The 25,493-nt window shown below is 61.0% G+C and carries 23 protein-coding genes and 1 pseudogene; 4 read left to right on the top strand and 20 right to left on the bottom strand.

Features of this window, described 5'->3' with window-relative positions; translation table 11 throughout:
- From ATY29_RS26245 to ATY29_RS26215, 7 genes are all read right to left on the bottom strand, one after another.
- On the bottom strand, window positions 1-501 hold the full coding sequence (locus ATY29_RS26245; protein ID WP_097533398.1) for a cytochrome b: 501 nt from the start codon (window positions 499-501) through the stop codon (window positions 1-3).
- Between the two features lie 66 nt (window positions 502-567).
- The gene (locus ATY29_RS26240; protein ID WP_097533295.1) at window positions 568-1,314 is read right to left on the bottom strand and encodes a ribonuclease activity regulator RraA; all 747 of its coding nucleotides are present in this window, start codon (window positions 1,312-1,314) and stop codon (window positions 568-570) included.
- A gap of 21 nt (window positions 1,315-1,335) precedes the next feature.
- A complete protein-coding gene (locus ATY29_RS26235) occupies window positions 1,336-2,499 on the bottom strand; it encodes a mandelate racemase/muconate lactonizing enzyme family protein (protein ID WP_097533294.1) in 1,164 nt (387 codons plus the stop codon).
- 35 nt (window positions 2,500-2,534) lie between these two features.
- Window positions 2,535-3,632, bottom strand: a complete 1,098-nt coding sequence (locus tag ATY29_RS26230; RefSeq protein WP_003567226.1) for an ABC transporter ATP-binding protein — start codon at window positions 3,630-3,632, stop codon at window positions 2,535-2,537.
- Between the two features lie 123 nt (window positions 3,633-3,755).
- Window positions 3,756-4,646, bottom strand: a complete 891-nt coding sequence (locus ATY29_RS26225; protein ID WP_003567228.1) for a carbohydrate ABC transporter permease — start codon at window positions 4,644-4,646, stop codon at window positions 3,756-3,758.
- On the bottom strand, window positions 4,643-5,602 hold the full coding sequence (locus ATY29_RS26220) for a carbohydrate ABC transporter permease (RefSeq protein ID WP_097533293.1): 960 nt from the start codon (window positions 5,600-5,602) through the stop codon (window positions 4,643-4,645). The genes ATY29_RS26225 and ATY29_RS26220 overlap by 4 nt, the downstream gene beginning before the upstream one ends.
- 73 nt (window positions 5,603-5,675) lie before the next feature.
- A complete protein-coding gene (locus ATY29_RS26215) occupies window positions 5,676-7,154 on the bottom strand; it encodes an ABC transporter substrate-binding protein (protein WP_097533292.1) in 1,479 nt (492 codons plus the stop codon).
- A 208-nt stretch (window positions 7,155-7,362) separates the two neighbouring features.
- On the opposite strand from ATY29_RS26215, the gene ATY29_RS26210 reads away from it, so the two are divergent.
- The 4 genes from ATY29_RS26210 to ATY29_RS26195 are packed head-to-tail and all read left to right on the top strand — an operon-like array spanning window position 7,363 to window position 11,932.
- Window positions 7,363-8,073: a GntR family transcriptional regulator gene (locus tag ATY29_RS26210; protein WP_003567234.1), complete on the top strand. Its 711-nt coding sequence runs from the start codon at window positions 7,363-7,365 to the stop codon at window positions 8,071-8,073.
- A gap of 53 nt (window positions 8,074-8,126) precedes the next feature.
- Entirely contained in the window at window positions 8,127-9,293 is a 1,167-nt protein-coding gene (locus ATY29_RS26205) for a mandelate racemase/muconate lactonizing enzyme family protein (protein WP_097533291.1), read from the top strand.
- Window positions 9,294-9,353: 60 nt separating this feature from the next.
- A complete protein-coding gene (locus ATY29_RS26200) occupies window positions 9,354-10,715 on the top strand; it encodes a mandelate racemase/muconate lactonizing enzyme family protein (protein ID WP_097533290.1) in 1,362 nt (453 codons plus the stop codon).
- 17 nt (window positions 10,716-10,732) lie between these two features.
- Window positions 10,733-11,932 carry a mandelate racemase/muconate lactonizing enzyme family protein gene (locus tag ATY29_RS26195; protein ID WP_025417241.1) on the top strand — a complete coding sequence of 400 codons (1,200 nt, stop codon included), beginning with the start codon at window positions 10,733-10,735 and terminating at the stop codon, window positions 11,930-11,932.
- 108 nt (window positions 11,933-12,040) lie between these two features.
- On the opposite strand, the gene lpdA is transcribed toward ATY29_RS26195, so the two are convergent.
- The 13 genes and pseudogenes from lpdA to zapE all read right to left on the bottom strand — a co-directional run bounded on the left by lpdA (window position 12,041) and on the right by zapE (window position 25,415).
- A complete protein-coding gene (lpdA, locus tag ATY29_RS26190) occupies window positions 12,041-13,447 on the bottom strand; it encodes a dihydrolipoyl dehydrogenase (RefSeq protein ID WP_097533289.1) in 1,407 nt (468 codons plus the stop codon).
- 25 nt (window positions 13,448-13,472) lie between these two features.
- A pseudogene (locus ATY29_RS26185) lies at window positions 13,473-13,595 on the bottom strand (LysE family translocator); the annotation flags it as partial.
- 81 nt (window positions 13,596-13,676) lie between these two features.
- Entirely contained in the window at window positions 13,677-14,429 is a 753-nt protein-coding gene (locus ATY29_RS26180) for an SDR family oxidoreductase (protein WP_025417244.1), read from the bottom strand.
- Window positions 14,426-14,956 (bottom strand): hypothetical protein, encoded by a 531-nt coding sequence (locus tag ATY29_RS26175; protein WP_097533287.1) that lies wholly within the window; start codon window positions 14,954-14,956, stop codon window positions 14,426-14,428. Before ATY29_RS26175 ends, ATY29_RS26180 begins: the two co-directional genes overlap by 4 nt.
- Window positions 14,953-15,690 carry a DUF4241 domain-containing protein gene (locus ATY29_RS26170; protein ID WP_097533286.1) on the bottom strand — a complete coding sequence of 246 codons (738 nt, stop codon included), beginning with the start codon at window positions 15,688-15,690 and terminating at the stop codon, window positions 14,953-14,955. The genes ATY29_RS26175 and ATY29_RS26170 overlap by 4 nt, the downstream gene beginning before the upstream one ends.
- 11 nt (window positions 15,691-15,701) lie before the next feature.
- Entirely contained in the window at window positions 15,702-16,964 is a 1,263-nt protein-coding gene (odhB, locus tag ATY29_RS26165) for a 2-oxoglutarate dehydrogenase complex dihydrolipoyllysine-residue succinyltransferase (RefSeq protein ID WP_003567249.1), read from the bottom strand.
- Window positions 16,965-17,004: 40 nt separating this feature from the next.
- A complete protein-coding gene (locus tag ATY29_RS26160) occupies window positions 17,005-17,313 on the bottom strand; it encodes a YciI family protein (protein ID WP_003567251.1) in 309 nt (102 codons plus the stop codon).
- A gap of 15 nt (window positions 17,314-17,328) precedes the next feature.
- Window positions 17,329-20,313: a 2-oxoglutarate dehydrogenase E1 component gene (locus tag ATY29_RS26155; RefSeq protein WP_037091895.1), complete on the bottom strand. Its 2,985-nt coding sequence runs from the start codon at window positions 20,311-20,313 to the stop codon at window positions 17,329-17,331.
- Between the two features lie 170 nt (window positions 20,314-20,483).
- Entirely contained in the window at window positions 20,484-21,386 is a 903-nt protein-coding gene (gene sucD / locus ATY29_RS26150) for a succinate--CoA ligase subunit alpha (protein WP_003567255.1), read from the bottom strand.
- A gap of 13 nt (window positions 21,387-21,399) precedes the next feature.
- Window positions 21,400-21,891 (bottom strand): DUF1579 family protein, encoded by a 492-nt coding sequence (locus ATY29_RS26145; protein WP_003567257.1) that lies wholly within the window; start codon window positions 21,889-21,891, stop codon window positions 21,400-21,402.
- Window positions 21,892-21,898: 7 nt separating this feature from the next.
- Entirely contained in the window at window positions 21,899-23,092 is a 1,194-nt protein-coding gene (gene sucC, locus ATY29_RS26140) for an ADP-forming succinate--CoA ligase subunit beta (RefSeq protein ID WP_003567259.1), read from the bottom strand.
- Between the two features lie 15 nt (window positions 23,093-23,107).
- Window positions 23,108-24,073 carry a malate dehydrogenase gene (gene mdh / locus ATY29_RS26135; protein WP_003567261.1) on the bottom strand — a complete coding sequence of 322 codons (966 nt, stop codon included), beginning with the start codon at window positions 24,071-24,073 and terminating at the stop codon, window positions 23,108-23,110.
- Between the two features lie 178 nt (window positions 24,074-24,251).
- A complete protein-coding gene (gene zapE / locus ATY29_RS26130) occupies window positions 24,252-25,415 on the bottom strand; it encodes a cell division protein ZapE (protein WP_003567263.1) in 1,164 nt (387 codons plus the stop codon).
- Between the last annotated feature and the right edge of the window lie 78 nt (window positions 25,416-25,493).

Here is a 25,493-nt window from a genome sequence, read left to right as displayed (position 1 = left end):
TCAGCCGAGCGTCATGCGGCGCAGCACATTGGTTTTCCAGTAGAACTGATGCACGAGGGCGCCCGCGACATGCGCCGCGATCAGCGCCCAGAGAATGATCTTCAGGATATCCGCGTGGAACGACCCGGCGGGATTGATGCCGAAATAGTAGGCGGCGATGCCTGACAGCGGCATGGCGAAGATCAGGATGTAGAGGCCGGCATGGGCAAGCTTCGCCGCGAGGCGGAAGATCGGCGGCTCCGCCGCCGCCTCGGACGGCACGCCCTTGGTAAAACGCAGTCCGAGCCTGACGACGGCGAGCAGCAGAATGGCGATGCCGACATAGGCATGGATATTCGCCGACGCAACCTGCTCCGGCGTCGGCACCTCGCCTCTGCGCATCAGCCGATGCCAGATGTTCATGCCGTCGGGAAACAGCAGATTGAAGAAGATCAAAAGCGCGATCGCCCAATGCAGGAAGCGTTGGTTGAGACTGTAAGCCATGGTGGACGGTTGCTGCATTTTCTCGACCTTGGTCAAATGTTTATCTCTGCGATTCACAACAACCAGACCTAGGCTAATCCATGGCTAAGTTGTTCCTAAGCGGTTTGTTTTCCGCCACTCTTCGTACTCTTCGCGGGCGTCGTCATGCAGTGGATAGTAACGCTGCAGCGACCCGCCCCCCATCAGCTTCACCCGCGAGAACTCCTCCCAATCGTGATGCTTTTGCGATTCTTCGATGACCTTGGCGGCCATTGCGACTGGAAGCATCACCACCCCATCATCGTCGGCGACGATGATGTCCCCGGGGATGACAGTGACTCCGCCGCAGGCAATCGGAACGTTGACGGCGTTGGGATAGATGCCAGTCTGCACATGATAGTTGGGCGTCCAGCCGCGCAGCCATAGAGGGATATCCAGCTTCTCGACATTGGGCCGGTCGCGCATGCATCCATCGATCACGATGCCGGCGCCGCCTCTGCCCTTGAAATACGTCGACATCATATCGCCGAAGACGCCCGAGCTCATGTCGCCGCGCGCGTCAACGACGACCACATCGCCCTCCTGCACGTGGTAAAGCACGTGGCGGTGCAACTGCGTCTCCGGATCTGCATATTCTCCCTCGGTGAAGAGGTCCGGCCGCTGCGGCATGAATTGAAGCGTCAGGGCCGGCCCGACGACCGACCTCCCGCGGTTCTGCGACACGGGACCGACCATGTGCGGATTGCGAAAGCCCATGTGGCCAAGCGTGCCGGCAACCGTCGCGGCGCCAATTTCCTTCAGCGCGTCGATCAGCTCTTTGGGCGGTCGCGTAATGTCGGGCGTCTGCGTCATTTTAGGCTCCGGTGGATGAAACTACCAGTTTGTGACAGAACCGTCGCGGCGCTTCAGGTGGGGCGCTTCCCAGAAACGAAAGCTCTCTGCCTTGACCACCTCTTCGTTGACATCGACGCCGAGCCCCGGCAGGTCGCTGACCGGATAGTCGGGGCCGTCGAGCCGGGGGTGCACGGGGAAGAAGTCGGAATTATCGAAGCCGAGCTTTGCTTCGGGCGCCCTGGTCTCAAGCCAAGCGAAATTCGGTACCGCGGCGGCGAGATGGATGGTCGCGGCCGTGCAGACTGGGCCGAGGGGATTATGCGGCATCAGGTCCACATAATGTGCTTCGCTCCAGCCAGCGACCTTCATCGCTTCAGTGAGCCCGCCCACATTGCACACATCGAGCCGGTTGAACTGATGGATGCCACGTTCGATGTAGGGCAGGAATTGCCACTTGCTGGCAAACTCCTCGCCGATGGCGAACGGGATGTCGGTCATCGTGCGCAGGGATTCATAGGCCTCGGGTGTCTCGTCTCGTATCGGCTCCTCGAGGAAATCAAGCACGCCACGACCGAGCTTGTTACAGAAGCTCGCGGCTTCCGCCACCGACAGCCGATGATGATAGTCGATGCCGAGGACGACCTCGTCGCCCAGCGCCTCGCGCGCTTTGTTTAGCATCGCTGCGGTCGCGCCGATCGACTCCCGCGGCTCAAAGATGTCCTTGTTGTTTTGCCCGATGGGGAAGAAGCGGATCGCCTGCCATCCTTGTGCGCGGAGTTCCCGGGCTCGTTCGATGGCAACATCGCCCTCGGCCTCGTCGCCGGTCGAGGCGAAGGTCGGAATGCGGTCGCGCTGCTTGCCGCCCAGCAGCTCGTAGGCCGGCACCCCCAGCGCTTTGCCCTTGATGTCGTGAAGGGCAATATCGATGGCGGAAATCGCCGCCTGCAGGACACGCCCGCCTTCGAAGTATTGGCTGCGATAGATTTCCTGCCAGATCCGACCAATCTGCATCGCGTCGCGGCCGATGAGAAATTCGCGATAGTGCTCGATCGCGCCGGCCACCGCCTTCTCGCGACCGCTCAAGCCGCTCTCGCCCCAGCCGAAGATGCCGTTGTCGGTCTCGACCTTGACCAGCATCTGATTGCGCGTTCCCACCCATACTGGATAGGGCTTGATCGCCGTGATTTTAAGCTTCGTCGTCATCCATGCCCTCGTTTTCACGCGCATCCACGCGGTCATCAGTTGGCCCTGAGGGCCATTTCTGTTTCGCCGTCGAACAGATGCATCCGCTCCTGATCGAACTCGAGCCAAATCTGTTCGTCGGGCGCGACGGCAATGGTTGGCGGCACGCTGACATTGACGATGGCGCCGGACAGGAACGCCTGTACGAAGGTGACGTCTCCGGTCGGCTCCACCGTGTATGCCTTGGCCGGCACGCTTCCAGGAATCGCGCTCTTGTGCAGCTTGATCGTTGAGTGACGCGCGCCGAGCACGACCTTTCTGGTTGTTGCCCTCGCGACCTTCTGTGCGTTCTGTGGCGAGAGCTCGAGGCGCCAGCCCTCCGCGCCGGTCAATACAGTGTTGCCGCTTGCCGTCGATGCCTCCAGCGGAACAAGGCTCATCGCCGGGCTGCCGACGAAGCTGGCGACGAACATGTTCACCGGATGGGCAAAGACCTGCGCCGGTGAATCGTATTGCTGCAGGTAGCCGCCGTTCATCACCGCCATCCGGTCAGCCATGGTGACCGCTTCGAGCTGGTCATGGGTCACGTAGATGATCGTCGCCCTGAGGTCCTGGTGAAAGCGCTTGATCTCCGACCGCATCTGCACGCGCAGCTTTGCGTCGAGGTTTGAGAGTGGTTCATCCATCAAAAATACCGCCGGATCGCGAACGAGGGCACGGCCGAGCGCCACGCGCTGCTGTTGCCCGCCCGAAAGTTCGCGTGGCTTGCGCTCGAGCAGCTGCGTCATGTCGAGCACGCGCGCTGCTTCCTTGACCTTCTTGTCGATCTCGTCTCTTGGCAGTTTGCGCATCTGCAGCGGGAACGCCAGATTTTTGTAGACCGATTTCTGCGGATAGAGCGCGTAGTTCTGGAACACCATTGCGATGTCCCGGTCCTTGGGGTCGAGGTCATTGACCACCCGGTCGCCGATGACGATGTCGCCAGATGTGATGGGGATGAGCCCCGCCACAAGGTTGAGCGTGGTTGTCTTGCCGCAGCCGGAAGGGCCGACGAGCGCAACGAATTCGCCGTCGTTGACCGTCAGCGAAACGTTGTTGACAGCTTTGAAGCTGCCGTAGGTCTTGACCAGATCTTTGAGGACCACGTGGGCCACCGGCAACTCCCCTAGAGCATGATGCCGAAAAGTGTGAGCGGTTTTCGGAAGACATCATGCTCTAACTCTTTAATTTAGAACAGGATTCAGATTTTAGGCCGACCGGCCTAAAATCATCCTGTTCTAGTGCTTGACTGCACCTTCCGTAAGCGCCCGTACGAAGTATCGCTGCAGGACAAGGAACAAGACCACGACGGGCACGCTCATCATGAAGCTGGCCGCCATAAGGCCCGGAAAGTCCGTTGTATTTTCCGAGAAGAAGCGCTGGATGCCGACTGGCAGTGTCAGCTGCTCGTTCTTGGAGAGAAAGGTGTAGGCGTAAATGTACTCGTTCCACGCGCCGATGAAGGAATAGATCGCCGTGGCGATGATACCTGGCGCCGAGAGCGGCATCACGATCAGGATAAAGGCCTGGAACCGCGTTGCCCCGTCGATGCGGGCCGCCTGCTCGAGTTGCACCGGGATGTTGTCGTAGAAGCCCTTGAGGAGCCAAATTGCCAGCGGCAGGCCGAATGTGAGGTAGGTCAGTACGAGCGACGCATGCGTGTTCACCAGCCCGATTGCCCGCATCAGGATGAAGAGCGGCACGAGGAAGATCACCGCCGGGAACATATTGCGGAGCAAGACGGCGAAGAACAGAAAGTTCCGGCCCGGGAAGGTGAAGCGTGAAAAGGCGTAGGCCGCAGGAACCGCCACGATCACCGAAAGGATGGTCGTGGCGGTGGAGACGAAAAGGCTGTTCCAGAAGAAGCGCAAGAAGTCCTGGCCGACGCTGTTTTGCGGATCGAGCAGCTTCTGGTAGCTGGCGAGGGTGGGTTGATCCGGCCACCATTGCGGCGGGAACTGCATGGCCGCGAAGCCGGACTTGATCGAGGTGATCAGCATCCAGATCATCGGCAATGCGGTGTAAAGCAGCATGAACACAAGGAAGACGCGTCCGCCCCACCGCCATCCATCGATGCGCATACGGCGGTGCGCCTGGCCTCGATGGGCAATCTCGGCAATCGTGCTCATGCGCTCCCGTCCTTCTGCTCGTTGCCGCTCAGCGCACGGACGTAGAAGTATCCGAGCGACATCAGGATCACGAACAGCAGCACCGAATACGCCGATGCCACACCCCAGCGCTGGCGGCCGAAGGCGAGTTCATAAATATGGGTGATCCAGATATGCGATGCGTTCGACGGCCCGCCGCCGGTCATGATCCAGGGGATGATGAAAGAATTGAAGTTGGCCACCGCCAGCAGAAGGATCGTCACCGTCGAGACGTTTCTCAAGTGCGGAAAGGTGACGTGCCAGAACCGCTGCCATGCATTGGCTCCATCGACTTTTGCGGCGCGCAGCAACTGGTCGGGAACCGTCTGCAGGCCGGCCATCATCATGATCATGGCAAACGGAAACTCTCGCCAGATATTGACGACGATCAGCGAGGGCAGCACGGTGCTGACGCTGTCGATGAAATTCGGCGACCGGTCAGCCAATCCGAGGCCGACCAGCACCGCGCCAATGATCCCGAAGTCCGAATGGTAGATCCACTTCCAGATATAGGATGCCGCAACCGCGCTGATGACCCAGGGAATGATCAGGACGGCGCGTAGAATCCCACGGCCGACAAAGTCACGATGGAGCGCCAGGGCGCAGGCAAACCCCAGGACAAATGAGATGAGCGTGGATCCCAGCGTCCAGATAAGAGTGTTCGAGGTGACCTTCCAGAATACCGGACTTGTGAGGATGGAGGTGTAGTTGTCGAGACCGATGAAAATCTTGTCCCGGAGCTGCAGGCCGGGCGGCGTATTGAAGAACGACAGCTCGATCGTGTAGTAGATAGGGTAGGCTATGACGATGAGCATCACGGCGATCGCCGGAAGCACATAAGCGTAGTCAGCGCGATGCTCCCAAATCTTTCGCAGCAACCCGGACCTATCGGGTTGCGGTCTTCGACGAGCCTCGGCCTTGCCAGTCAATATCGTCACTGTGCCCGTGCCCTTATTCTTGGGAATAAACCGGCTGCACGCGAGGCGCAGCCGGTCAAATCGTCAGGCTGGACTAGAGCCCGCCGTCCATCAGGTCTTTTACCTTTTTGGCTGCGTCGTCCGCGGCCTGGTCGACGCTCATGGCTCCGGTCAGGGCATTTTGCAGCATGTCCGGGACGATGATGTTCATGATCTCGGGGGACTGTGGCAGCGCTGGGAACGGAATGCCGTATGGCAGCATCGAGGTCGTGACATCGAGGAACTTGATGCTATCAAGACGTTCCTTCATCCATTTGGTCTTGAAGCCATTGAGGTTTCCCGGGTTCGAGCCGGCATAGGCCATTTTCAGCGACCATTCGGGGCTCGTCCACATGCAGATGATCGCCTTTGCGGCCGGCTCGTCTACCTTGCCGCCCTCGACATATTCGGGCTTCAGGATGTGAATGTTGGAGCCGCCGAACACGACGGCACGCTTGCCGTCGGGGCCAGTCGGAATAAGGCCGTAGCGCATGTTGTCGATGACGGTCTGCGCCTTGTCCTTGTCGGTATCCGTCGCCTTTTTCTGCAAGTCGAGCATGACGTTGTAGTCGGACGGGTGCGAGATCATCATGCCGAGCTGACCCGCAAGGAAGAGGGGCTGGTTGTCGGCTTGCTGGTTGGTGAGCGCCGAAACCGGAACCGACTTGTCGCGAACATACATATCGTAGGAGGCTTGCAATGCCGCCTTGCTCTGCGCGCTATTGAGCTCGACCTGCTTGTAGGTCGGGTTGGCGGTCGCTTCGTCGAAAACCCCGCCGCCATAGGCCCACAGCTGCGGCATGAAGCGATATGGCGTATTGCCGGCATTCTTGCGAGCCACGAGGCCGTAACCGGCAATGCCGAGCTTGTCGTGGATCTGTTTGGAATATTTGACGACGTCGTCCCAGGTTGCCGGGGCCTTGTCCGGATCGAGGCCTGCCCGCTTGAAGATGTCGGCGTTCCAGATGAAAGCCATCGTCTCGTTGTTGGTTGGAATGCCGTAGGTCACTCCCTCCCAGGTTACAGCCTTCATTGCGCCGGGCCAGAAATCCTCGGTCGAATACCCGACATCTTCGGGCTTGAGCGGCTCCAGATAACCCTTTGAGGCGAACTCGGTGCCGCCCAGGATCTGCAGTCGGACCGCCATCGGCGCTGCATTGCCGAGGAGCGCGGTCCGGAACTTGTCCAGCAGGTCGTTATAGGTGAGGGCCTGCTCCTCAAGCTGGATATTTGGATAGGTTTTGCGGAAGGTTTCGAAGAACTCCTTATAATACTGGCGCAGGAGGTCGGGGTCGCCCTCGAACACGCCCTGGTACCAGAAAGTCAGTCGCCCCTTATAGTCGAGTGGGGTGACCTTGCCGCAATCGGCCGCCGTGTCAAAATCCTGCGTGCCGGCAATCGAGCGCACATATTGCGGCGACCACTTGCTCAGGTCGACCGGCGCCCCCAGCGCAGGCGCGGACATCAACGATACCATCAAAGCAGTGGAGACAGTGCCGCGCAGGACGGCACCACCGAGTGAAATCCTCGTCATAGGTATCCTCCAGGTTCTCTCCCATGCCGCGCTTCTCGAGGCGGGCGGTCTTTGCTCGCTGGCCGCGGGATGTTTTCAGCCAATGTATCACTTTGAGCTTATCATACGTTTTCAGATCACAGATTGCGTGTCAACTAGCGAAATCGTACATTGTTTACGGGAACCTCGCGTGATATTCGAGCGATATGTGGATTGATTGGGGACAGCTTTGACCGAAACAAGCGATTTTAAAGCACAGCCACCCGAAGGGATCGACGCGATCGGGGCCTCCAGCGAGGGTGCCTCGCTTTATCAGCTGATCAGGGAAGACATCATCGAGGGGCGGCTCGCGGCCAACGAACGGCTTGTGATCACCGATCTCGCCCGGCGCCACGGCACCTCGACCAACCCCGTGCGCGAGGCTCTGCAACTGTTGCGCGGGGAGGGCTTTGTCACTTTCGTTGCCAACCGCGGAGCGCGCGTCCGGCCCATAGATCAGGATTTTGTTCGGGACATCTACGAGATAGGAGTTTTGATCGAGCCGGCACTGACGCGATGGTTTGTGAACATGGCCACTGTCGAGGACATTGCTGAACTCGAACGCATCCAAGGCTTGATTGAAGAGAACGACTTCGCCGACACGTTCCGGCACAGCGAGCTGGACACCGCCTTTCACACCGTGATGTACCAAAGGCACTACAACCGCCATGCCGCCGAACTTTGGTGGAAGCATCGCGAAGTGCTTCGAGCTGTGAGCCGGCGTTTCAACTTCACGCTCGCCCGGCGTGCCGCGATCCTTGGCGAGCATCGCGAGCTCATCGCGCATGTCAAAGCGGGAAATGCCAACGAGGCGGGCGAACTCATTGCACGCCATGTCGAGGGCTCGGGCCGGCACATCCTCGAACACATGCGAGCGCGTAACGCCGCCCGGGCAGGATAGAATGCACGCCTGAAACGTCGTTATCCCCACCACTTCACACAAAGGCAGTTCAGATGAAAATCACCAGCGTTCGGCCGTGGCTGATCAAGTCCGATGCTTCCTATTGGGGAGAGTTTCTGTTCGTCGAAGTGACGACCGATGAGGGGGTCAGCGGCTGGGGCGAGATCACCACCACGACAAGACTTGCCAATCGCGCCCTCTGCACGATCCTGCGGCAGATCGGGGCCGCTGTGACAGGCGAGGACCCGGCGCGCATTGAGCATCTGTGGCACAAGATATTCCGCAGCTTCACCTACATGGGCAGTCGCGGCGCCGCAGTCGAATGCGTGAGCGGCATCGACATCGCCCTCTGGGACATCCGAGGCAAAGTCCTGGGCAAGCCGATATACGAGCTGTTGGGTGGACCGGTGCGCGATGAAATTGCGCTCTACACCCATCCCAACCAGGCCAAGTTTACCAGCAATGAGGCTGTGGTCCGCGAAATCAGAGATATCGTCGAGTCCGGTCACACGGCGCTCAAGTTCGATCCTTTCCCCTACCAAGGCCGCACCGCCGATGGACTGCCTCGCGAACAGCGGGACGGCTACCTCGATGGCAGCATGACCCGCAAGGATGAGCGCGAAGCCGCCGAACTCACGGCCCTTATCCGCGAAACGGCGGGCCCTGATGTCGATATCCTTATCGATGCGCATGGCCGGTTCGACGTTCCCACCGCCATTCGCCTTTGTCGGAGCCTCGAGGAAGCTGGTCAGATCGACTGGTTCGAGGAGCCCTGTCCGCCGGAGAGCCTCAACGCTCTCAGACAGGTCCGCGAGAAGGTCAGCGCCGCCATCTCGTGGGGCGAGCGCGGCCACACGAAGTGGGATTTCGTGCCGGTGCTCGAAAACAAGCTCGCCGACTACATCATGCCTGATGTCACCTGGACCGGCGGCATTACCGAACTCAAGAAGATTTCTGCCCTATGCGAAGCCTACTACATCCCCGTCTCGCCGCATGACGCCGCGGGGCCGATCAACGTGGTTGCGGGCGCGCAGGTGATGATGACCGTTCCCAACTTCTACAAACTCGAAACGTCGGAGTGGAACCTCAGCAAATACGATCACCTCATCGACAGACCACTCGATGTTTCGAACGGCAACCTCAAGCTGACACCCAAGCCTGGTCTCGGTGTCGAAATGAACCGCGACTACCTTCAAAGCCACGAAATAGAACTGCACTAGCAACGCTTTACGCCGTGCGAGCGTACGCGGCGACCCCCGCCCACCAGAACGAGGTAAATCATGCCAGAGGCAGATGGAGCCGACGAGGCGCTCAATCGGGTGAACACGCATTCCAAGCCGTCCGACCTTCGCATCACCGACTTGCGGGTAGCCGAAATTGTCGGCGCGCCATTCACCTCGGTGCTGCTTAAGATTTACACCAACCAGCGCATCGTCGGGCTTGGCGAGGTGCGCGACGGCGCCAGCGCCAGCTATGCGCTGATGTTGAAGAGCCGGTTGCTCGGCGAGAACCCTTGCGACATCGATCGACTGTTTCGCCGGATCAAGCAGTTCGGCGGGCACGGCCGGCAAGGCGGCGGCGTATCGGCGGTGGAAATCGCGTTGTGGGATCTTGCCGGCAAGGCTTATGGCGTCCCCGTCTACCAGATGCTCGGCGGCCGTTTTCGGGAGAAAGTGCGCGTCTACTGCGATACCGACGCCACCGTGCCGAGCGGCACCGAGACGGGCAAGCGCCTCAAGCAGCGCATGGAGCTCGGCTTCACCTTCCTCAAAATGGATCTGGGACTGATGCAGATCGCCGATGTGCCCGGTGCGGTCGTGTTTCCTGCCGGCTCACTGGAAGTCTACCGCGACGCTCCCAGTCGCGGGCCGCTGAAGACCATTGAAGAGCGGCGTGTCCGCAACGCTGCCTACGATTTGCATAACATCCAGCACCCGTTTACCGGCCTCCATTTTTCCGACAAGGGCCTCGACCTGCTCGAGCAATACATTGCCGAGGTTCGTGAGGTCATCGGCATGGATGTGCCACTGGCGATCGACCATATCGGCCATATCTCGATGCAGAACGGCATTCGCCTGGCCAGGCGAATTGAGAAATACGTGCCGGCCTGGCTCGAGGATGTGATCCCATGGCAATATACCGAGCAATACCGACAATTGCAGGACGCCACCACGGTGCCGATCTGCACTGGCGAGGACATCTACCTCAAGGAAGGCTTCGAGCCTCTGCTCAACAGCGGCGGCGTCTCCGTTATCCATCCTGACCTGCTCACCAGCGGGGGCATCCTCGAGACCAAGAAGATCGGTGATATGGCGCAGGACCGGGGTGTCGCCATGGCCATCCATATGGCAGAAAGTCCGATCGCAGCCATGGCCGCGGCACATGTCGCGACCGCGACCGAAAACTTCATGGCGCTCGAATACCATTCCGCCGATGTCGACTGGTGGGACGATATCGTCACGGGCCTTCCCAAACCGCTGGTGAAAAACGGCTTCATCACGGTTCCGGATAAGCCGGGCCTCGGGATTGAAGACATTGTCGACGAGGTGATCTCGCAGCATCTGCGGCCGGGTGTCACCGGCATTTGGCAACCGACTGACCAGTGGGATGATGAATATTCCTGGGATCGCACCTGGAGCTGAGGCGAAAAGGAACGAGGATGAAGATCACTGATTTGCGCTGCGCCGTTATCGGCAAACACCCGATCGTCCGCATCGTGACAGACGAGGGCCTCTACGGTTTGGGCGAAGTCGAATTCACCAAGTCCTATCTCAAGCCCTGGGTGCTGCATTTCCGCGAGGCACTGGTCGGCGAGGACCCGACCGACGTCGAGCGAGTCATGCTGAAAATCCGCCAACGCGGCTCTTTCAAGCCCTACGGCGCGGCGGTGAGCGCTATTGAGCACGCGTTGTGGGATATTGCTGGCAAGGCCGCGGGTGTGCCCGTCTACAAACTGCTCGGCGGCAAAGTCCGGGACAAAGTCCGCGTCTACAACGGCTCGGTTCGCCAGAAACGCACTGGCGATCGGCCGGAAGATTACGCCGCCGACGTCAAATGGATGATGGAGCAACCCCAGAATTTCTTCATGGTCAAGCAAGGCATCTCGTTCCACTCCAACATGAAGGACAGCATCGAGGACTTCCATTACGGCGTGACCCAGAAGAAGGCCGGCTATCACGGCGCCATGGATCAGGGTTTGATCAGCGAGCGCGGTTTCAATCACATGCTCGACTGCGTGATTGCGATGAAGGAAGTGCTGGGCGACAAGGTCAGCCTGGCGCTCGACTGCGGCCCGGGCTGGATGCTGCCCGATGCGATTAAGTTCGCGCGCGCGGTCGAGAAGTACAATTTGATGTGGCTGGAGGACATGCTGACCGGCGACTACGTGCCTTGGGTCAATCCGCAGGCCTATCGGGAACTGACAACCTCCACCTCGACGCCAATTCACACTGGTGAGCAAATCTATCTGCGGCACAATTTCAAGGAACTGATCGAGACGCAGGCGGTCCGCGTCATCGGCCCCGATCCCGCCGATGTTGGCGGCATTGCCGAGCTAAAATGGGTCGCCGAGCACGCCTACATGCACTCGATCCTGATGGCACCGCACGGCACCGCTAACGGCCTGCTCGGCCTCGGCGCCTTGATCAATGTCTGCGCCACCTTGCCGGCAAATTACATCGCATTCGAATATCCGACCGCCTCCGACCCCTGGTGGGAGGATCTGGTAATCGGCTTGCCGCCGCAGATCGTGAAGGACAGCATGGTGGACCTGCTGGAAGCGCCGGGGCTGGGCCTCGATATCGACGCTGAGGGGGCCAGGAGATACCTCAGGGAAGAGGATGCGGGCTTTTTCGACTGAACCTCCCTCCGCCTGTCGCGGCCAGCTTGTCGGGCACCAAGCAATAGCACGAAAACAGCCGCCTGCCTCGCGGCAAGCGGCTTTGTGCTTTGTTAAGCTTATCTAAGATTACATATGGATCGGCTTGAAGAAGGTCGCAAGCGCGGCTTCCTTCACCGCTTCCGACATCGTCGGATGCGCATGGCAGGTGCGGCCGAGATCTTCCGACGACCCGCCGAACTCCATCAGCACGGTGATCTCGTGGATCATCTCGCCGGCGCCGAAGCCGACGATATGGCCGCCGAGCACGCGGTCGGTTTCCTTATCGGCAAGGATCTTGACGAAGCCGTCGGTCGCCAGCATCGCGCGGGCGCGGCCGTTTGCGGTGAACGGGAACTTGCCGACCTTGTAGGCGATACCAGCCGCCTTCAGCTCTTCCTCGGTCTTGCCGACCGAAGCGATCTCCGGCTGGGTATAGACGACACTCGGGATAACGTCGTAATTGACGTGGCCATGCTGGCCGGCGAGGATTTCAGCGAGCGCCACGCCCTCGTCTTCGGCCTTGTGCGCCAGCATCGGGCCCTTGACCACATCGCCGATCGCATAGATGCCGGCGACATTGGTCTTGAAGTGACTGTCGATCTCGACGCGGCCGCGATTGTCGAGCGCGACACCGGCCTGTTCCAGGCCGAGCCCCGCCGTATAGGGCTTGCGGCCGGTGGCGATCAGCACGACTTCGGCGTCGAGCGTCACCTTGTCGCCGCCCTTGACCGGCTCGAACGTGACCTTGGCGCCCTTTTCGCCCTTTTCGACGCCGGTGACCTTGGCGCCGAGATGGAAATCGATGCCCTGTTTGGCGAGCATGCGTTGGAACTGTTTGGAGACTTCGCCGTCCATGCCGCCGAGGATGGTGTCGAGATATTCGACGACAGTGACCTTGGCGCCGAGGCGCGACCAGACCGAGCCGAGCTCGAGGCCGATGACGCCGCCGCCGACGACGATCAGCGTTTCCGGCACTTTCTCCAGCGCGATGCCGCCGGTGGACGAGATGATGGTCTTCTCATCGATCTCGACCTGCACGCCGGGAATGCCGGCGACGTCCGAGCCGGTGGCGATGACGATGTTCTTGCCTTCGATCTCCTGCACCGTGCCGTCGTCGGCGTTGACGGCGACCTTGCCGGCCGCGACGATCTTGCCGCTGCCCTGGAAGGCATCGATCTTGTTCTTCTTGAAGAGGAAGGCGACGCCGTCGACGTTCGACTTCACCGTCGCGTCCTTGTGGGCCATCATGTTGCCGAGGTTGAGGGTCGGCGGCGCAATGTCGATGCCGAGCGCGCTCATGCCATGGCCGGCCTGATGGAACATTTCGGAGGCATGCAGCAGCGCCTTCGACGGAATGCAGCCGACATTCAGGCAGGTGCCGCCATAGGTGGCGCGCTTTTCGACAACGGCGACATTGAGGCCGAGCTGGGCTGCTTTGACGGCGCAGACATAGCCGCCCGGGCCGGTTCCGATAATGATCACATCGTAGGACATTGCTTCTTTTCCTTTGGATTTTCAGTTAGTCGGCCGCGCGCGTGAGCACGAGGCGGAAGCCGAAGCCGGCGAGCGCCGCTCCGGTAATGCGGTCGAACCATTTGCCACTGGCGATGAAGCGGTCACGGATCGCCTTGACCGTGAAGAAATAGGGGATGAAGACCGAAAAGACGGCCATCATGCCGAGGAATTCGAGAATAGACTGCATGCTGTTTTTCGCCCTGTCGCTCTAGCGGCCGCCGCTCACATTGAGGATCGCGCCGGTTACATAGGAAGCCGAAGGAGAAAGCAGATAGAGGATCGCATCCGCCACCTCCTCGGGCGAACCGGCGCGCTGCATCGGGACAGACGGCGCCATTTCGCGCGCCCGGTCCGGCAGCCCGCCCGAAGCATGGAGGTCGGTTTCGATGATGCCCGGTCTGATGGCGTTCACACGGATGCCCTCGGCAGCGACCTCGCGCGAAAGCCCCACCGTGAACGTGTCGATCGCCGCCTTCGAGGCGGCATAATCGACATACTGCGTCGCCGAACCGAGGATCGCCGCCATCGATGAGACGTTGACGATCGCGCCGCCCTGGCCACCATGGCGGCTCGACATGCGGCGTATAGCCTCTGCCGCACAGAGTATGGAGCCGGTGACATTGACGCGCAGCATCCGCTCGATCCGCTCGGCCGACATCTCGTCGACCCGCTGCGGATAGTCGACGATACCGGCATTGTTGACGAGGCCGTCAAGCCTGCCGAAATGGCGGTCGACCGCGGCAAACATCGCGGCGATATCCGCAGCCTTGCCGACATCGCCCTCGATCGCCACGGCCTCGCCGCCATCCTCGACGATCGAAGCCACGACGGCGTCCGCGGCCTTGCGGTTGGAGGCGTAATTCACCGCGACACGCCAACCCTGGCGCGCGGCGAGGCGGCAGACGGCAGCGCCGATGCCCCGGCTTCCGCCGGTCACCAGAACAACAGGGGTATCGCTCATGTCGCACACTCCTTGAAAACAAGCACGTCCCAGGGCGCCACGGAAGCCTTGCCCTCGCCCCAGGCGCTGGATTCGCGAATGGCCGGACCAAGACCGGGAAGCACGAGTTTTTCGGCCGCCGCAGCGCCTTCCGGCTGCAGATTGTCCATCTCGCCCTCGCCATCCACGCCATAGACGGCGCCCTGCCAGACCGTGCAGGCATTGAGATCGGCGCCGGTCACGTCGCCCTCGGGGCAATTGAACATCAGGATACCGATGGCGCGCACCGGATCTTCCGATGGCATGACATAGCCTTCCATCACGACGGCTGTCCTGAGCACGCTGACCTTGAACTGATTGCTGGCGGCGGCGGATGGAGAATTCAGCGGCGTAAATCGCAATTCATACGCCGCGTCGCGATCGACATAGACGGCCTGTTCCTGCTTGCAGGCGGCGCCGAAGGTGGCCACAGGAACGCTGAGGAATGCAGCGGCCGCGATTGCAGCCACGCCCTTCCGCCCCGCCGTGATCCTGATCCCCGCGCTCATTGCAGCTTCGGCTCCCTTCGCCCCTCGGCATTCTCGATCACGCTGAAATCCGTCAACAGCACCAGCGCCCGGCCGTCTTTGTCGAGCCCCCAGAAAACCGGATAAAAACCATCGCCCCAGCCGCTCCAGAACACTGCGACATTGCCCTTCTTGCCGGCAACCGGCCGGTGCAGCGCATAGGTGCCCTTGTTGGCATCGAGATCAGCGGCCAGCACGTCGTCGTAGTAATTGATATCGGCGTCAGGTTTTTGCGCCTGCACCTGCGCTTGACGCTCGTCGATCAAAGCAAGCGTCTCCGCATCCATGTAACAGCCGACGCCGGCATCGACCGGATAGCCGAAAATCTCGTCATCCTTCAGCGCCGCTGGATCCTGCCCAGGCAGGACCGCGAGTTCCCAACGATCCGGCTTACCCTCGGCAAACCGCATACTGGCGGCGGCAATGCGCCCGAAGGCCTGGTAGAGCGTCACCGGATAGTCGCCCGGCGCAACCGTTTTTGCGAGTGCTGGACGATCGGGCTGGGCGAGAGGGTCGGCCGCGACGATACGTCCCGAGGTCAGCTCGACATTGCCCATATGGATCACGTTGATCGACCGTCCGGAAAGTTCGGCGTCGCTGAGCGCCACCAGCTCGAAATTGCTGCTGATCCAGCCGGCCGCCGACGCGGAGACCGGGACATGCGCGGCGGCAGCGCAAAGAACAAGGCGCGCCGCTCGCATGATCCGGTTCCGCATCGAAACGCTCCTTAGAGATCGAGAACCAGACGCTCCGGATCTTCCAGGCTTTCCTTGACGCGCACGAGGAATGTCACCGCTTCCTTGCCATCGACGATGCGGTGATCGTAAGATAGAGCCAGATACATCATCGGACGGATGACCACCTGGCCGCCGATCGCCACCGGCCGCTCCTGGATCTTGTGCATGCCGAGAATGCCGGATTGCGGCGCGTTGAGGATTGGCGAAGACATCAGCGAACCGTAGACGCCGCCATTGGTTATGGTGAAGGTGCCGCCCTGCATGTCGGCCATGGAGAGCGAGCCGTCACGGGCTGCCTTGGCAAGACGGCCGAGTTCCTTCTCGATTTCGGCGATCGACATCTGGTCAGCATCGCGGATGACCGGAACGACGAGACCCTTGTCGGTGCCGACGGCCATGCCGACATGGCAGTAGTTCTTATAGATGACGTCAGTGCCGTCGATTTCGGCATTGACCGCCGGCAGTTCCTTCAGCGCATGCGTCACCGCCTTGGTGAAGAAGCCCATGAAGCCGAGCTTGACGCCGTGCTTCTTCTCGAAAATGTCCTTGTACTTGTTGCGCAGATCCATGACCGCCTTCATGTCCACCTCATTGTAGGTGGTCAGCATGGCGGCGGTGTTCTGTGCATCCTTGAGGCGCTTGGCGATCGTCTGGCGCAGGCGCGTCATCTTCACGCGCTCTTCGCGCGAGGCATCTTCGACCGTCGACGGGCCGCGCGCGGCGGCAGGGGCGGCGGGTGCTGCCGCCGGAGCCGAAATGCCCTTGGCGACGGCGGCAATGACATCGCCCTTCAGCACCTGGCCGCGTTTGCCGCTACCATCGATCTGATCGGCGGAAAGGTTGCTTTCGGCAAGCATCTTCGAAGCCGCCGGTGCCGGCGGCATGGTGGAGACGGAGGCGCTCGATGCTGATGCGGCAGCAGCGGCAACCGGCGCCGGCTGAGCGGGAGCAGCCGCGGCCGGCTGGGCAGGAGCGGCAGCCGGTGCAGCAGCAGCTGGTGCGGCGCTAGCCGCGGCACCTTCGGCGATCTGGCCGAGCAGCGCGCCGAGGCCGACGGTCTCGCCGGCTGCGACAACGATTTCCGAAAGCGTGCCGGAGGTGGGTGCCGGAACTTCGATGGTCACCTTGTCGGTTTCAAGCTCGAGAATCGGCTCGTCGGCCTTGATGGCGTCGCCGACCTTCTTGAACCAGGTGCCGACGGTTGCCTCGCTGACGGATTCACCGAGAGTTGGAACGCGGATTTCTGTGGCCATTGTTCAGATCCTGATTTCGTGTGTGTTCGTTTTAAGCGTTTCAGACGGCGGGCGGCCGCAAGATGATCGAGGGCATCGGCAGGATATCGAAACGGAAACCGAAACCGGAAGCAATGATCGGGTCGCCGTCGGCAAGAAGCTGTGCCGCCGCCTGATCCTCGACTTCGACGATCGCCATGCCGAAGGCGCCTTCACCCTCGAAGACGGGGCCGACGACGATCGCCGTTCCCGCAAGGGCGTGCCGATGCCAGTATTCGACATGGCGTTTCATCGCCGCCATTTCCTCCCCGGTCCCGTCATGCGGGAAAGTGGGGCGCGGCGGCAGCAGTCTCAGAAAGAAATAAGCCATTTGCGCCCCCTTGTGTTAGCCGCCCAGTGCATCCTCGAGGAATGCGGCGAGCTGCGACAGATGCTTGGACATAAGACCCGTCGCCGGCGAGGCGGCGGCCGGACGGCCGGTATAACGGACGCGCTGGTACTTTGCATCGATGTGGGCAAGGACCCATTCCAGGAAGGGATCGATGAACGACCATGCGCCCATGTTCTTCGGCTCTTCCTGGCACCAGACCATCTCGGCATTGCGGAAGCGCGACAGCTCGTTGATCAGCGCCTTCGCCGGGAACGGATAAAGCTGTTCGACACGCAGGAGATAGATGTCGTCGATACCGCGCTTTTCTCGCTCTTCCAGAAGATCGTAATAGACCTTGCCGGAGCACATGACGACGCGGCGGATCTTGTTGTCCTTCTGCAGCTTGATCGGGCCGTCCTTGATCACCTCGGCATCGTCCCAGAGCAGGCGATGGAAGGCAGATTCGCCGGCCATTTCGGCGAGCGTCGAGACCGCCCGCTTGTGGCGCAGCAGCGACTTCGGCGTCATCAGGATCAGCGGCTTGCGGAAGTCGCGCTTCAGCTGCCGGCGCAGGATGTGGAAGTAGTTCGCCGGCGTCGTGACGTTGGCGACCTGCATGTTGTCTTCAGCGCAAAGCTGCAGGAAACGCTCGAGGCGGGCCGAAGAGTGTTCCGGGCCCTGACCTTCATAGCCGTGCGGCAGCAGGCAGACGAGGCCCGACATGCGCAGCCATTTGCGTTCGCCCGACGAGATGAACTGGTCGAAGACCACCTGCGCGCCGTTGGCGAAATCGCCGAACTGGGCTTCCCAGAGCGTCAGCGCATTCGGGCGGGCGAGAGAGTAGCCATATTCGAAACCGAGCACGGCCTCTTCCGACAGCATCGAATTGATGACTTCGTAGCGCCCCTGCGTCGGCGAAAGATTGGCGAGCGGGATGTAGCGTTCTTCGGTTTCCTGATCGTAGAGAACTGAATGGCGCTGCGAGAAGGTGCCGCGTTCGCAATCCTGGCCGGACAGGCGGATCTTGCTGCCTTCGACGCAAAGCGCGCCGAAGGAGAGCGCTTCGGCCATTGCCCAGTCGATACCCTCGCCGGTGGCGATCATATTGGCGCGGTTTTCCATGAAGCGCTGGATCGTGCGATGGGCATTGAAGCCCGCCGGGATCTCCGACAGCTTGCGGCCGATCTCCTTCAGGGTCTTCATCGGCACGGCGGTCTTGCCGCGGCGCTGCTCGTCGGCATTGTCGGCCGCGCGCAGGCCCGACCACTCACCGTCCAGCCAGTCGGCCTTATTCGGCTTATAGTGCTGGCCGGCCTCGAACTCCTGTTCGAGATGAGCTCGCCAGTCAGCCTTCATCTTCTCGACTTCACCGTCGGTGAGCAGGCCTTCGGCGACGAGGCGCGCCGCATAGATCTGCAGCACGGTCTTGTGGCCGCGGATGACCTTGTACATCTTCGGCTGCGTGAAGGACGGTTCATCGCCTTCATTGTGGCCGTAGCGGCGATAGCAGAACAGGTCGAGCACCACAGGCTTGTGAAACTTCATGCGGAATTCGGTCGCCACCTTGGCCGCATAGACCACCGCTTCCGGATCGTCGCCGTTGACGTGGAAGATCGGCGCCTCGATCATCTTGGCGACGTCGGACGGATAGGGCGACGAACGCGAGAAGGCGGGGTTCGTGGTGAAGCCGATCTGGTTGTTGATGATGACGTGCATGGTGCCGGCGACGCGGTGGCCGCGCAAGCCGGAAAGGCCGAGGATTTCGGCAATGACGCCCTGGCCGGCAAAAGCCGCGTCGCCATGGATCAGCAGCGGCAGGACCTTGGCGCGTTCGGAAAGCGGAATGATGTCACCGTCCCAGACGGCGGCGTTCATGTCCTGCTTGGCGCGGGCCTTCCCCATGACGACAGGATCGACGATTTCCAGATGCGAGGGGTTTGCCGTCAGCGAAACATGCACCTTGTTGCCGTCGAATTCGCGGTCGGAAGAGGCCCCGAGATGGTACTTGACGTCGCCCGAACCTTCGACTTCGTCGGGTGCGTAGGAGCCGCCCTTGAACTCGTGGAAAATCGCCCGGTGCGGCTTGCCCATGACCTGGGAGAGCACGTTGAGGCGGCCGCGATGGGCCATGCCGAAGACGGCTTCCTTAAGGCCGAGATGACCGCCGCGCTTGAGGATCTGCTCCAAGGCCGGGATCAGCGACTCGCCGCCGTCGAGGCCGAAGCGCTTGGTGCCCTTGAATTTGACGTCGAGAAACTGCTCATAGCCTTCGGCTTCGACCATCTTGGCGAGGATCGCCTTCTTGCCCTCAGCTGTGAAAGCCACGCCCTTGTCCGGGCCCTCGATGCGTTCCTGAATCCAAGCCTTCTCTTCCGGGTTGGAAATATGCATGAATTCGACGCCGAGCGTCGAGCAATAGGTGCGCTCGAGAATATCGATCATCTCGCGGATGGTCGCGTATTCCAGGCCGAGCACGTTGTCGATGAAGATTCTGCGGTCGTAATCGGCTGATGTGAAGCCGTAATTCTCCGGCGACAGCTCGCGATAGTCGTCGACCGAAGCGGCGATGCCGAGCGGGTCGAGCTTGGCATGAAGGTGACCGCGCATGCGGTAGGCGCGGATCATCATAATAGCGCGCACGGAATCGCGCGTCGCCTGCAGAACGTCGGCGCCGTCGGCAGGCTTGCCCTGAGCTTCGGCCTTGGCCTTGACCTTGGTCTCGATGACCTTCTCGACAACGCCCCAATCACCATCGAGAGCCGACACCAGATCGCCGCCGGCCGCAATCGGCCAGTTCTTCTTGCGCCAGGAAGCCCCCTTGGCCGCCTTTTTCACATCGCTGGGATCTTCGTCCAGCGCCTTGAAGAAGGTGCGCCACTGATCGTCGACCGACGCTGGATCCTCTTCGTACCGCGCATAAAGCTGCTCGATATAGGCAGCGTTGGCGCCATCCAGAAACGAGGTGACCTGAAACTGCTCGTTGGCTTCTTGCCGTGCCATGGTGTTATGCGGACGCTTCCGTCCGCCTCCTGACTTTGATGATTTTGCCGGCTCGATCGCCGGCTGCCGCATTTCGATTGCCGCCTGTCCGCGGCGCATCTGCATGTCTCGTGCCGTCAAGGCCGGGCGAAAGGCTGAGATGCCGCTCCTCCGCCCGGGTATAAGTTGGATTAGCCCTTGAGGACTTCAACCAGTGTCTTGCCGAGGCGGGCCGGAGACGGCGACACTTTGATGCCTGCCGCTTCCATCGCCGCGATCTTCGATTCCGCATCGCCCTTGCCACCGGATACCACGGCGCCGGCATGACCCATGGTGCGGCCCTTCGGTGCGGTGCGGCCGGCAATGAAGCCGGCCATCGGCTTCTTGCGGCCCTTCTTGGCCTCGTCGATGAGGAACTGGGCCGCGTCTTCTTCAGCTGAGCCGCCGATTTCGCCGATCATGATGATCGAGGTCGTGGCTTCGTCGGCGAGGAACATTTCCAGCACGTCGATGAACTCGGTGCCCTTGACCGGGTCGCCGCCAATGCCGACGGCCGTCGTCTGGCCGAGGCCTTCGTTGGAGGTCTGGAACACGGCTTCATAGGTCAGCGTACCCGAGCGGGACACGATGCCGACCGAGCCCTTGCGGAAGATCGAGCCCGGCATGATGCCGATCTTGCATTCTTCCGGGGTCATGATGCCCGGGCAGTTCGGCCCAAGCAGTCGCGACTTGGAGCGGTCGAGGCGAGCCTTGACGCGCACCATGTCCATGACCGGGATGCCTTCGGTGATGCAGGTGATGAACGGGATCTCCGCGTCGATCGCCTCGATGATCGCATCGGCAGCACCGGCCGGCGGAACATAGATGACCGATGCGTTGGCGCCGGTCTTTTCCTTGCCTTCGGCAACGGTTGCGAAGATCGGCAGGCTTTCACCCTTCGAGCCGGCCCAAGTTTCGCCACCCTTCTTCGGGTGGATACCGCCGACCATCTGCGTGCCGTAATAGGCGAGCGCCTGTTCGGTGTGGAAGGTGCCGGTCTTGCCGGTCAGGCCCTGCACGAGAACCTTGGTGTCTTTGTTGACGAGAATGGACATGCGAGGCCTTTATTTAGGAGAGGTTGGAAGACGTGGAGGACGCGCGACGATAGATGCCGCTGACGACCTCCTGCCAAGTATCGCTGCCTGCAGGCGAAAAGCTGACGCCCATCCGGTAGCAGTCTTCATTTTCAAAAGTGAATGCGGTGCGCTGTCTGCCCCGCGGCGAAGTCTTCATCAGCACCAGGTCGTTGCCATTCCAGGTGCCGGAAGCCGGCGAGGGAGGCGCAAAACCGGCGCTGTCGAACTGGTAGAGCTTGTAGCTCTCATCCGAAGCATCGAAGCCGAAAACATTTCGGGCCTCGAAGGAAACAGCCCCGTCACGCGTCTGGCGATAGCGCTGCTCGATGAAGAACCCGCCGAACAGGGCCTCGCCGGAAAGCGCGGCACTGGCCTTGCCTTCAGTCGTCCACGCCGACGCCGCAATACGCTCTTCCCCGTCCCATGCGCCGGCGAAGGCGTTGAGGCGGAAATGCGCTGCGGAGGGCGTGGACTGGAAGGTCATGATCGTCTCAGCCTTTGATCGCCGCGACGATCTTCTTGGCCGCATCGTCCAAGTCGTCAGCCGCCGTGATGGCGAGACCCGACTCGTTCAGGATCTTCTTGCCGAGCTCGACATTGGTGCCTTCAAGACGCACGACGAGCGGAACCTTGAGGCCGACTTCCTTGACCGCGGCAATGACGCCCTCGGCAATGACATCGCACTTCATGATACCGCCGAAAATGTTGACGAGAATGCCTTCGACCTTGGGGTCGGCGGTAATGATCTTGAAAGCCGCAGCAACCTTCTCCTTGCCGGCGCCGCCGCCGACGTCGCAGAAATTAGCCGGCTCTTTACCGTAGAGCTTGATGATATCCATCGTCGCCATGGCAAGACCGGCACCGTTGACCATGCAGCCGATATTGCCGTCGAGCGCGACATAGGCGAGGTCCCATTTCGAGGCCTCGATTTCCTTGGCGTCTTCTTCGGTTTCGTCGCGCAGCAGCTTGACGTCGTCGTGACGGAAAAGCGCATTGCCGTCGAAGGACATCTTCGCATCGAGAACGCGCAGATGACCATCCTTCATGACGATCAGCGGATTGACCTCGAGCAGCGCCATGTCCTTCTCGTTGAAGGCCTTGTAGAGCGCCGGGAAGAGCGACTTCGCATCTTCGGCGGCAGCGCCGTCGAGCTGCAGAGCTTTGGAGATCGCGGCCACGTCGGCAGCCGTCACGCCGGTTTCCGGATCGATGGCGATCGTGTGGATCTTCTCCGGCGTGTCGTGGGCGACAGCTTCGATGTCCATGCCGCCTTCGGTGGAAACCACGAAAGCCACACGACCGACCGAGCGGTCGACCAGCAACGAGCAATAGAGCTCGCGAGCGATGTCGGCACCGTCTTCGATATAAAGGCGATTGACCTGCTTGCCGGCGTCGCCGGTCTGGGCCGTCACCAGCGTATGACCAAGCATTTCCTTGGCATGGGCGACCACTTCGTCGATCGACTTGGCGAGACGCACGCCGCCCTTGGACTCAGGCGACAGTTCCTTGAACTTGCCCTTGCCGCGGCCGCCGGCATGGATCTGGCTCTTGACCACGTAAAGCGGGCCGGGAAGCGACTTGGCGGCAGCCTCGGCTTCCTCGACCTTGAGAATAGCCACACCCTCGGCAACCGGCGCGCCATAACCCTTCAGCAGAGCCTTGGCTTGATATTCATGAATGTTCATGGGTCTGTCCCTGTTTTATGACTTCAGCGCAGGCGCAATGTTGATGCAGGCTTCGCAGAGACCGGCGACGGCGCCGACGGATTTGTCGAAGGCTTCCTTCTCGGTCTTGTTGAGGTCGATCTCGATGATGCGCTCGACGCCGCCCGCACCGATGACGGTGGGAACGCCGACATACATGTCCTTGACGCCGTACTGGCCGCTCAGGTGAGCTGCGCAGGGCAGAACGCGCTTCTTGTCCTTGAGGTAGGATTCAGCCATCTCGATCGCCGATGCGGCCGGCGCGTAATAGGCCGAGCCGGTCTTCAGCAGACCGACGATTTCAGCGCCGCCATCACGCGTGCGCTGAATGATCTCTTCGAGACGTTCCTTGGTAACCCAGCCCATGGTGACGAGGTCTGTGAGCGGAATGCCGCCGACGGTGGAGTAACGGGCGAGCGGCACCATGGTGTCGCCGTGGCCGCCGAGCACGAAGGCCGTCACATCCTGGACCGAGACGTTGAATTCCTTGGCGAGGAAAAGGCGGAAGCGCGAGGAGTCGAGAACGCCGGCCATGCCGACGACCTTGTTGGCCGGAAGGCCGGAGAACTTCTGCAGCGCCCAGACCATGGCGTCGAGCGGGTTGGTGATGCAGATCACGAAGGCGTTCGGGGCATATTTCTTGATGCCGGCGCCGACCTGTTCCATCACCTTGAGGTTGATACCGAGAAGATCGTCGCGGCTCATGCCCGGCTTGCGGGCAACACCGGCGGTGACGATGCAGACGTCAGCGCCTTCGATCGCGGAATAGTCGCTGGCGCCCGTCAGATTGACGTCGAAGCCTTCGACCGGCGAGGACTGGGAAATGTCGAGACCCTTGCCCTGGGGGATGCCGTCCGCAATGTCGAAGAGGACGATGTCGCCCAGTTCCTTCAGGCCGGCGAGGTGTGCCAGCGTGCCACCAATCATGCCAGAACCAATGAGTGCGATCTTGTTACGCGCCATTTCGCTGTTTCCTTTGCGATCAAATTCGTCGAGCGACGCGCAACAAGGCACCGCTCAATGACGCAATCGCATAGACCGAAAGCCTAAAAATGGCAATCCATTAATTTTGATGCAGCGTTTTCAATCGTTTAGATACAAAAATTCTTACGTAAACGTAAGATAATCTGTCACCGGATTGTTACTCGGCCGCGCGCTTTTCATGGTGCAGCGCCAGATATTCGGCACTGCGCATCTCGAACAGGCGCGAGGCCGTGCGGTCGAATTCGAAACCTTCGGTACCGCGGCGGTGCACTAAAAGTTCCTCCGGCATCGCGGCGGCGGAAATGTAGAGGCGCACGGCATGATCGTAGAATGTATCGACGAGAATGATGAAGCGTTTGATCTGATTGCGTTTTTCCGGCCCCAGCAAGGGAACGTGATCGACGAAGACCATGTCGAAACGCTCGGCGATGGCCAGGAAGTCGGTCGCCCCCAGCGGCTTCTCGCACAGATCGGCGAAGGAGAATCGCGCCATGCGGTCGACGGCGAGCGGCACGTGGATGTGGCGCCCCTTCATCGGAATGTCCAGCGGCTGCGCCTTGCGCCCGTGCAGCGCCTGCGTCCAGGACGCGTCCATCGCCATGTCGTTGTGATCGTTGATCGGCACCAGATAGACCGGCTGGCTGCTCAGCTTCTCCATCCGGTAATCAGTTGGCGAATCCAGGGTGACGACGTCGACATGCTGCTTGAGCAGGCCGACGAAGGGCAGGAAGAGGCCGCGGTTGAGGCCATCCATGTAGAGATTGTCGGGCTCGACATTCGAGGTCGCGACCAGCACGCAGCCACGCGCGAAAAGCTCGGAGAACAGCCGCGACAGGATCATCGCATCGGCAATATCGGTGACCGTGAATTCGTCGAAGCAGAGCAATTCCGCTTCCTCGTAAAGGGCTGCGGCGACCGGCGGCATCGGATCGGCCTGCTTGGTCTCGCCGTTCTTGAGCTTCAGCCGGTGCGCTGCAATGCGATTATGCACGTCCGCCATGAATTCGTGGAAATGCGCCCGGCGTTTCTTCCGGCACGGCGCCATCGCAAAGAACATGTCCATCAGCATGGTCTTGCCGCGGCCGACGCTGCCGTGAATGTAAAGCCCCCTGGTGCCGTCGGCGGATTTCTTCTTGGCGGCGAACAGCCAGCCGAGCGCGCTCGATTTTGCCGCCGGCCGCCGCTGTTTCAGCCCGGCCAACACCCTGTCGAGGTTCTTTGCCACCTCCATCTGGGCGGAATCGATCTGCAGCATACCCGAGGCGGTCAGCGCTTTGAGCTGTTCGCAGACGCTGAGCGCGTAATCCGGCATGGGTTGCATGAGGGCATCCGCCTGTCAGTCATCGGCGGAGACCGCCGGATCGTTTACCGCGCCGGTTGGTTTACCGCGCCGGTTGGT

Origin of the sequence: Rhizobium hidalgonense (assembly GCF_002914525.1) — a bacterium.
In the GTDB taxonomy this organism is placed as follows: Bacteria; Pseudomonadota; Alphaproteobacteria; order Rhizobiales; family Rhizobiaceae; genus Rhizobium; species Rhizobium hidalgonense.
Note: the sequence above shows the minus strand (reverse complement) of the source record. Positions and strands in the feature narration are given on the sequence as shown.

Excerpts from the sequence above, each read along its gene's own strand:
- ATY29_RS26245 (WP_097533398.1), bottom strand. The coding sequence starts at position 501 with ATGCAGCAACCGTCCACCATGGCTTACAGTCTCAACCAACGCTTCCTG.
- ATY29_RS26240 (WP_097533295.1), bottom strand. The coding sequence starts at position 1,314 with ATGACGCAGACGCCCGACATTACGCGACCGCCCAAAGAGCTGATCGAC.
- ATY29_RS26235 (WP_097533294.1), bottom strand. The coding sequence starts at position 2,499 with ATGACGACGAAGCTTAAAATCACGGCGATCAAGCCCTATCCAGTATGG.
- ATY29_RS26225 (WP_003567228.1), bottom strand. The coding sequence starts at position 4,646 with ATGAGCACGATTGCCGAGATTGCCCATCGAGGCCAGGCGCACCGCCGT.
- ATY29_RS26215 (WP_097533292.1), bottom strand. The coding sequence starts at position 7,154 with ATGACGAGGATTTCACTCGGTGGTGCCGTCCTGCGCGGCACTGTCTCC.
- ATY29_RS26205 (WP_097533291.1), top strand. The coding sequence starts at position 8,127 with ATGAAAATCACCAGCGTTCGGCCGTGGCTGATCAAGTCCGATGCTTCC.
- ATY29_RS26200 (WP_097533290.1), top strand. The coding sequence starts at position 9,354 with ATGCCAGAGGCAGATGGAGCCGACGAGGCGCTCAATCGGGTGAACACG.
- ATY29_RS26195 (WP_025417241.1), top strand. The coding sequence starts at position 10,733 with ATGAAGATCACTGATTTGCGCTGCGCCGTTATCGGCAAACACCCGATC.
- lpdA (WP_097533289.1), bottom strand. The coding sequence starts at position 13,447 with ATGTCCTACGATGTGATCATTATCGGAACCGGCCCGGGCGGCTATGTC.
- ATY29_RS26180 (WP_025417244.1), bottom strand. The coding sequence starts at position 14,429 with ATGAGCGATACCCCTGTTGTTCTGGTGACCGGCGGAAGCCGGGGCATC.
- ATY29_RS26175 (WP_097533287.1), bottom strand. The coding sequence starts at position 14,956 with ATGAGCGCGGGGATCAGGATCACGGCGGGGCGGAAGGGCGTGGCTGCA.
- ATY29_RS26170 (WP_097533286.1), bottom strand. The coding sequence starts at position 15,690 with ATGCGGAACCGGATCATGCGAGCGGCGCGCCTTGTTCTTTGCGCTGCC.
- odhB (WP_003567249.1), bottom strand. The coding sequence starts at position 16,964 with ATGGCCACAGAAATCCGCGTTCCAACTCTCGGTGAATCCGTCAGCGAG.
- ATY29_RS26160 (WP_003567251.1), bottom strand. The coding sequence starts at position 17,313 with ATGGCTTATTTCTTTCTGAGACTGCTGCCGCCGCGCCCCACTTTCCCG.
- ATY29_RS26155 (WP_037091895.1), bottom strand. The coding sequence starts at position 20,313 with ATGGCACGGCAAGAAGCCAACGAGCAGTTTCAGGTCACCTCGTTTCTG.
- sucD (WP_003567255.1), bottom strand. The coding sequence starts at position 21,386 with ATGTCCATTCTCGTCAACAAAGACACCAAGGTTCTCGTGCAGGGCCTG.
- ATY29_RS26145 (WP_003567257.1), bottom strand. The coding sequence starts at position 21,891 with ATGACCTTCCAGTCCACGCCCTCCGCAGCGCATTTCCGCCTCAACGCC.
- sucC (WP_003567259.1), bottom strand. The coding sequence starts at position 23,092 with ATGAACATTCATGAATATCAAGCCAAGGCTCTGCTGAAGGGTTATGGC.
- mdh (WP_003567261.1), bottom strand. The coding sequence starts at position 24,073 with ATGGCGCGTAACAAGATCGCACTCATTGGTTCTGGCATGATTGGTGGC.
- zapE (WP_003567263.1), bottom strand. The coding sequence starts at position 25,415 with ATGCAACCCATGCCGGATTACGCGCTCAGCGTCTGCGAACAGCTCAAA.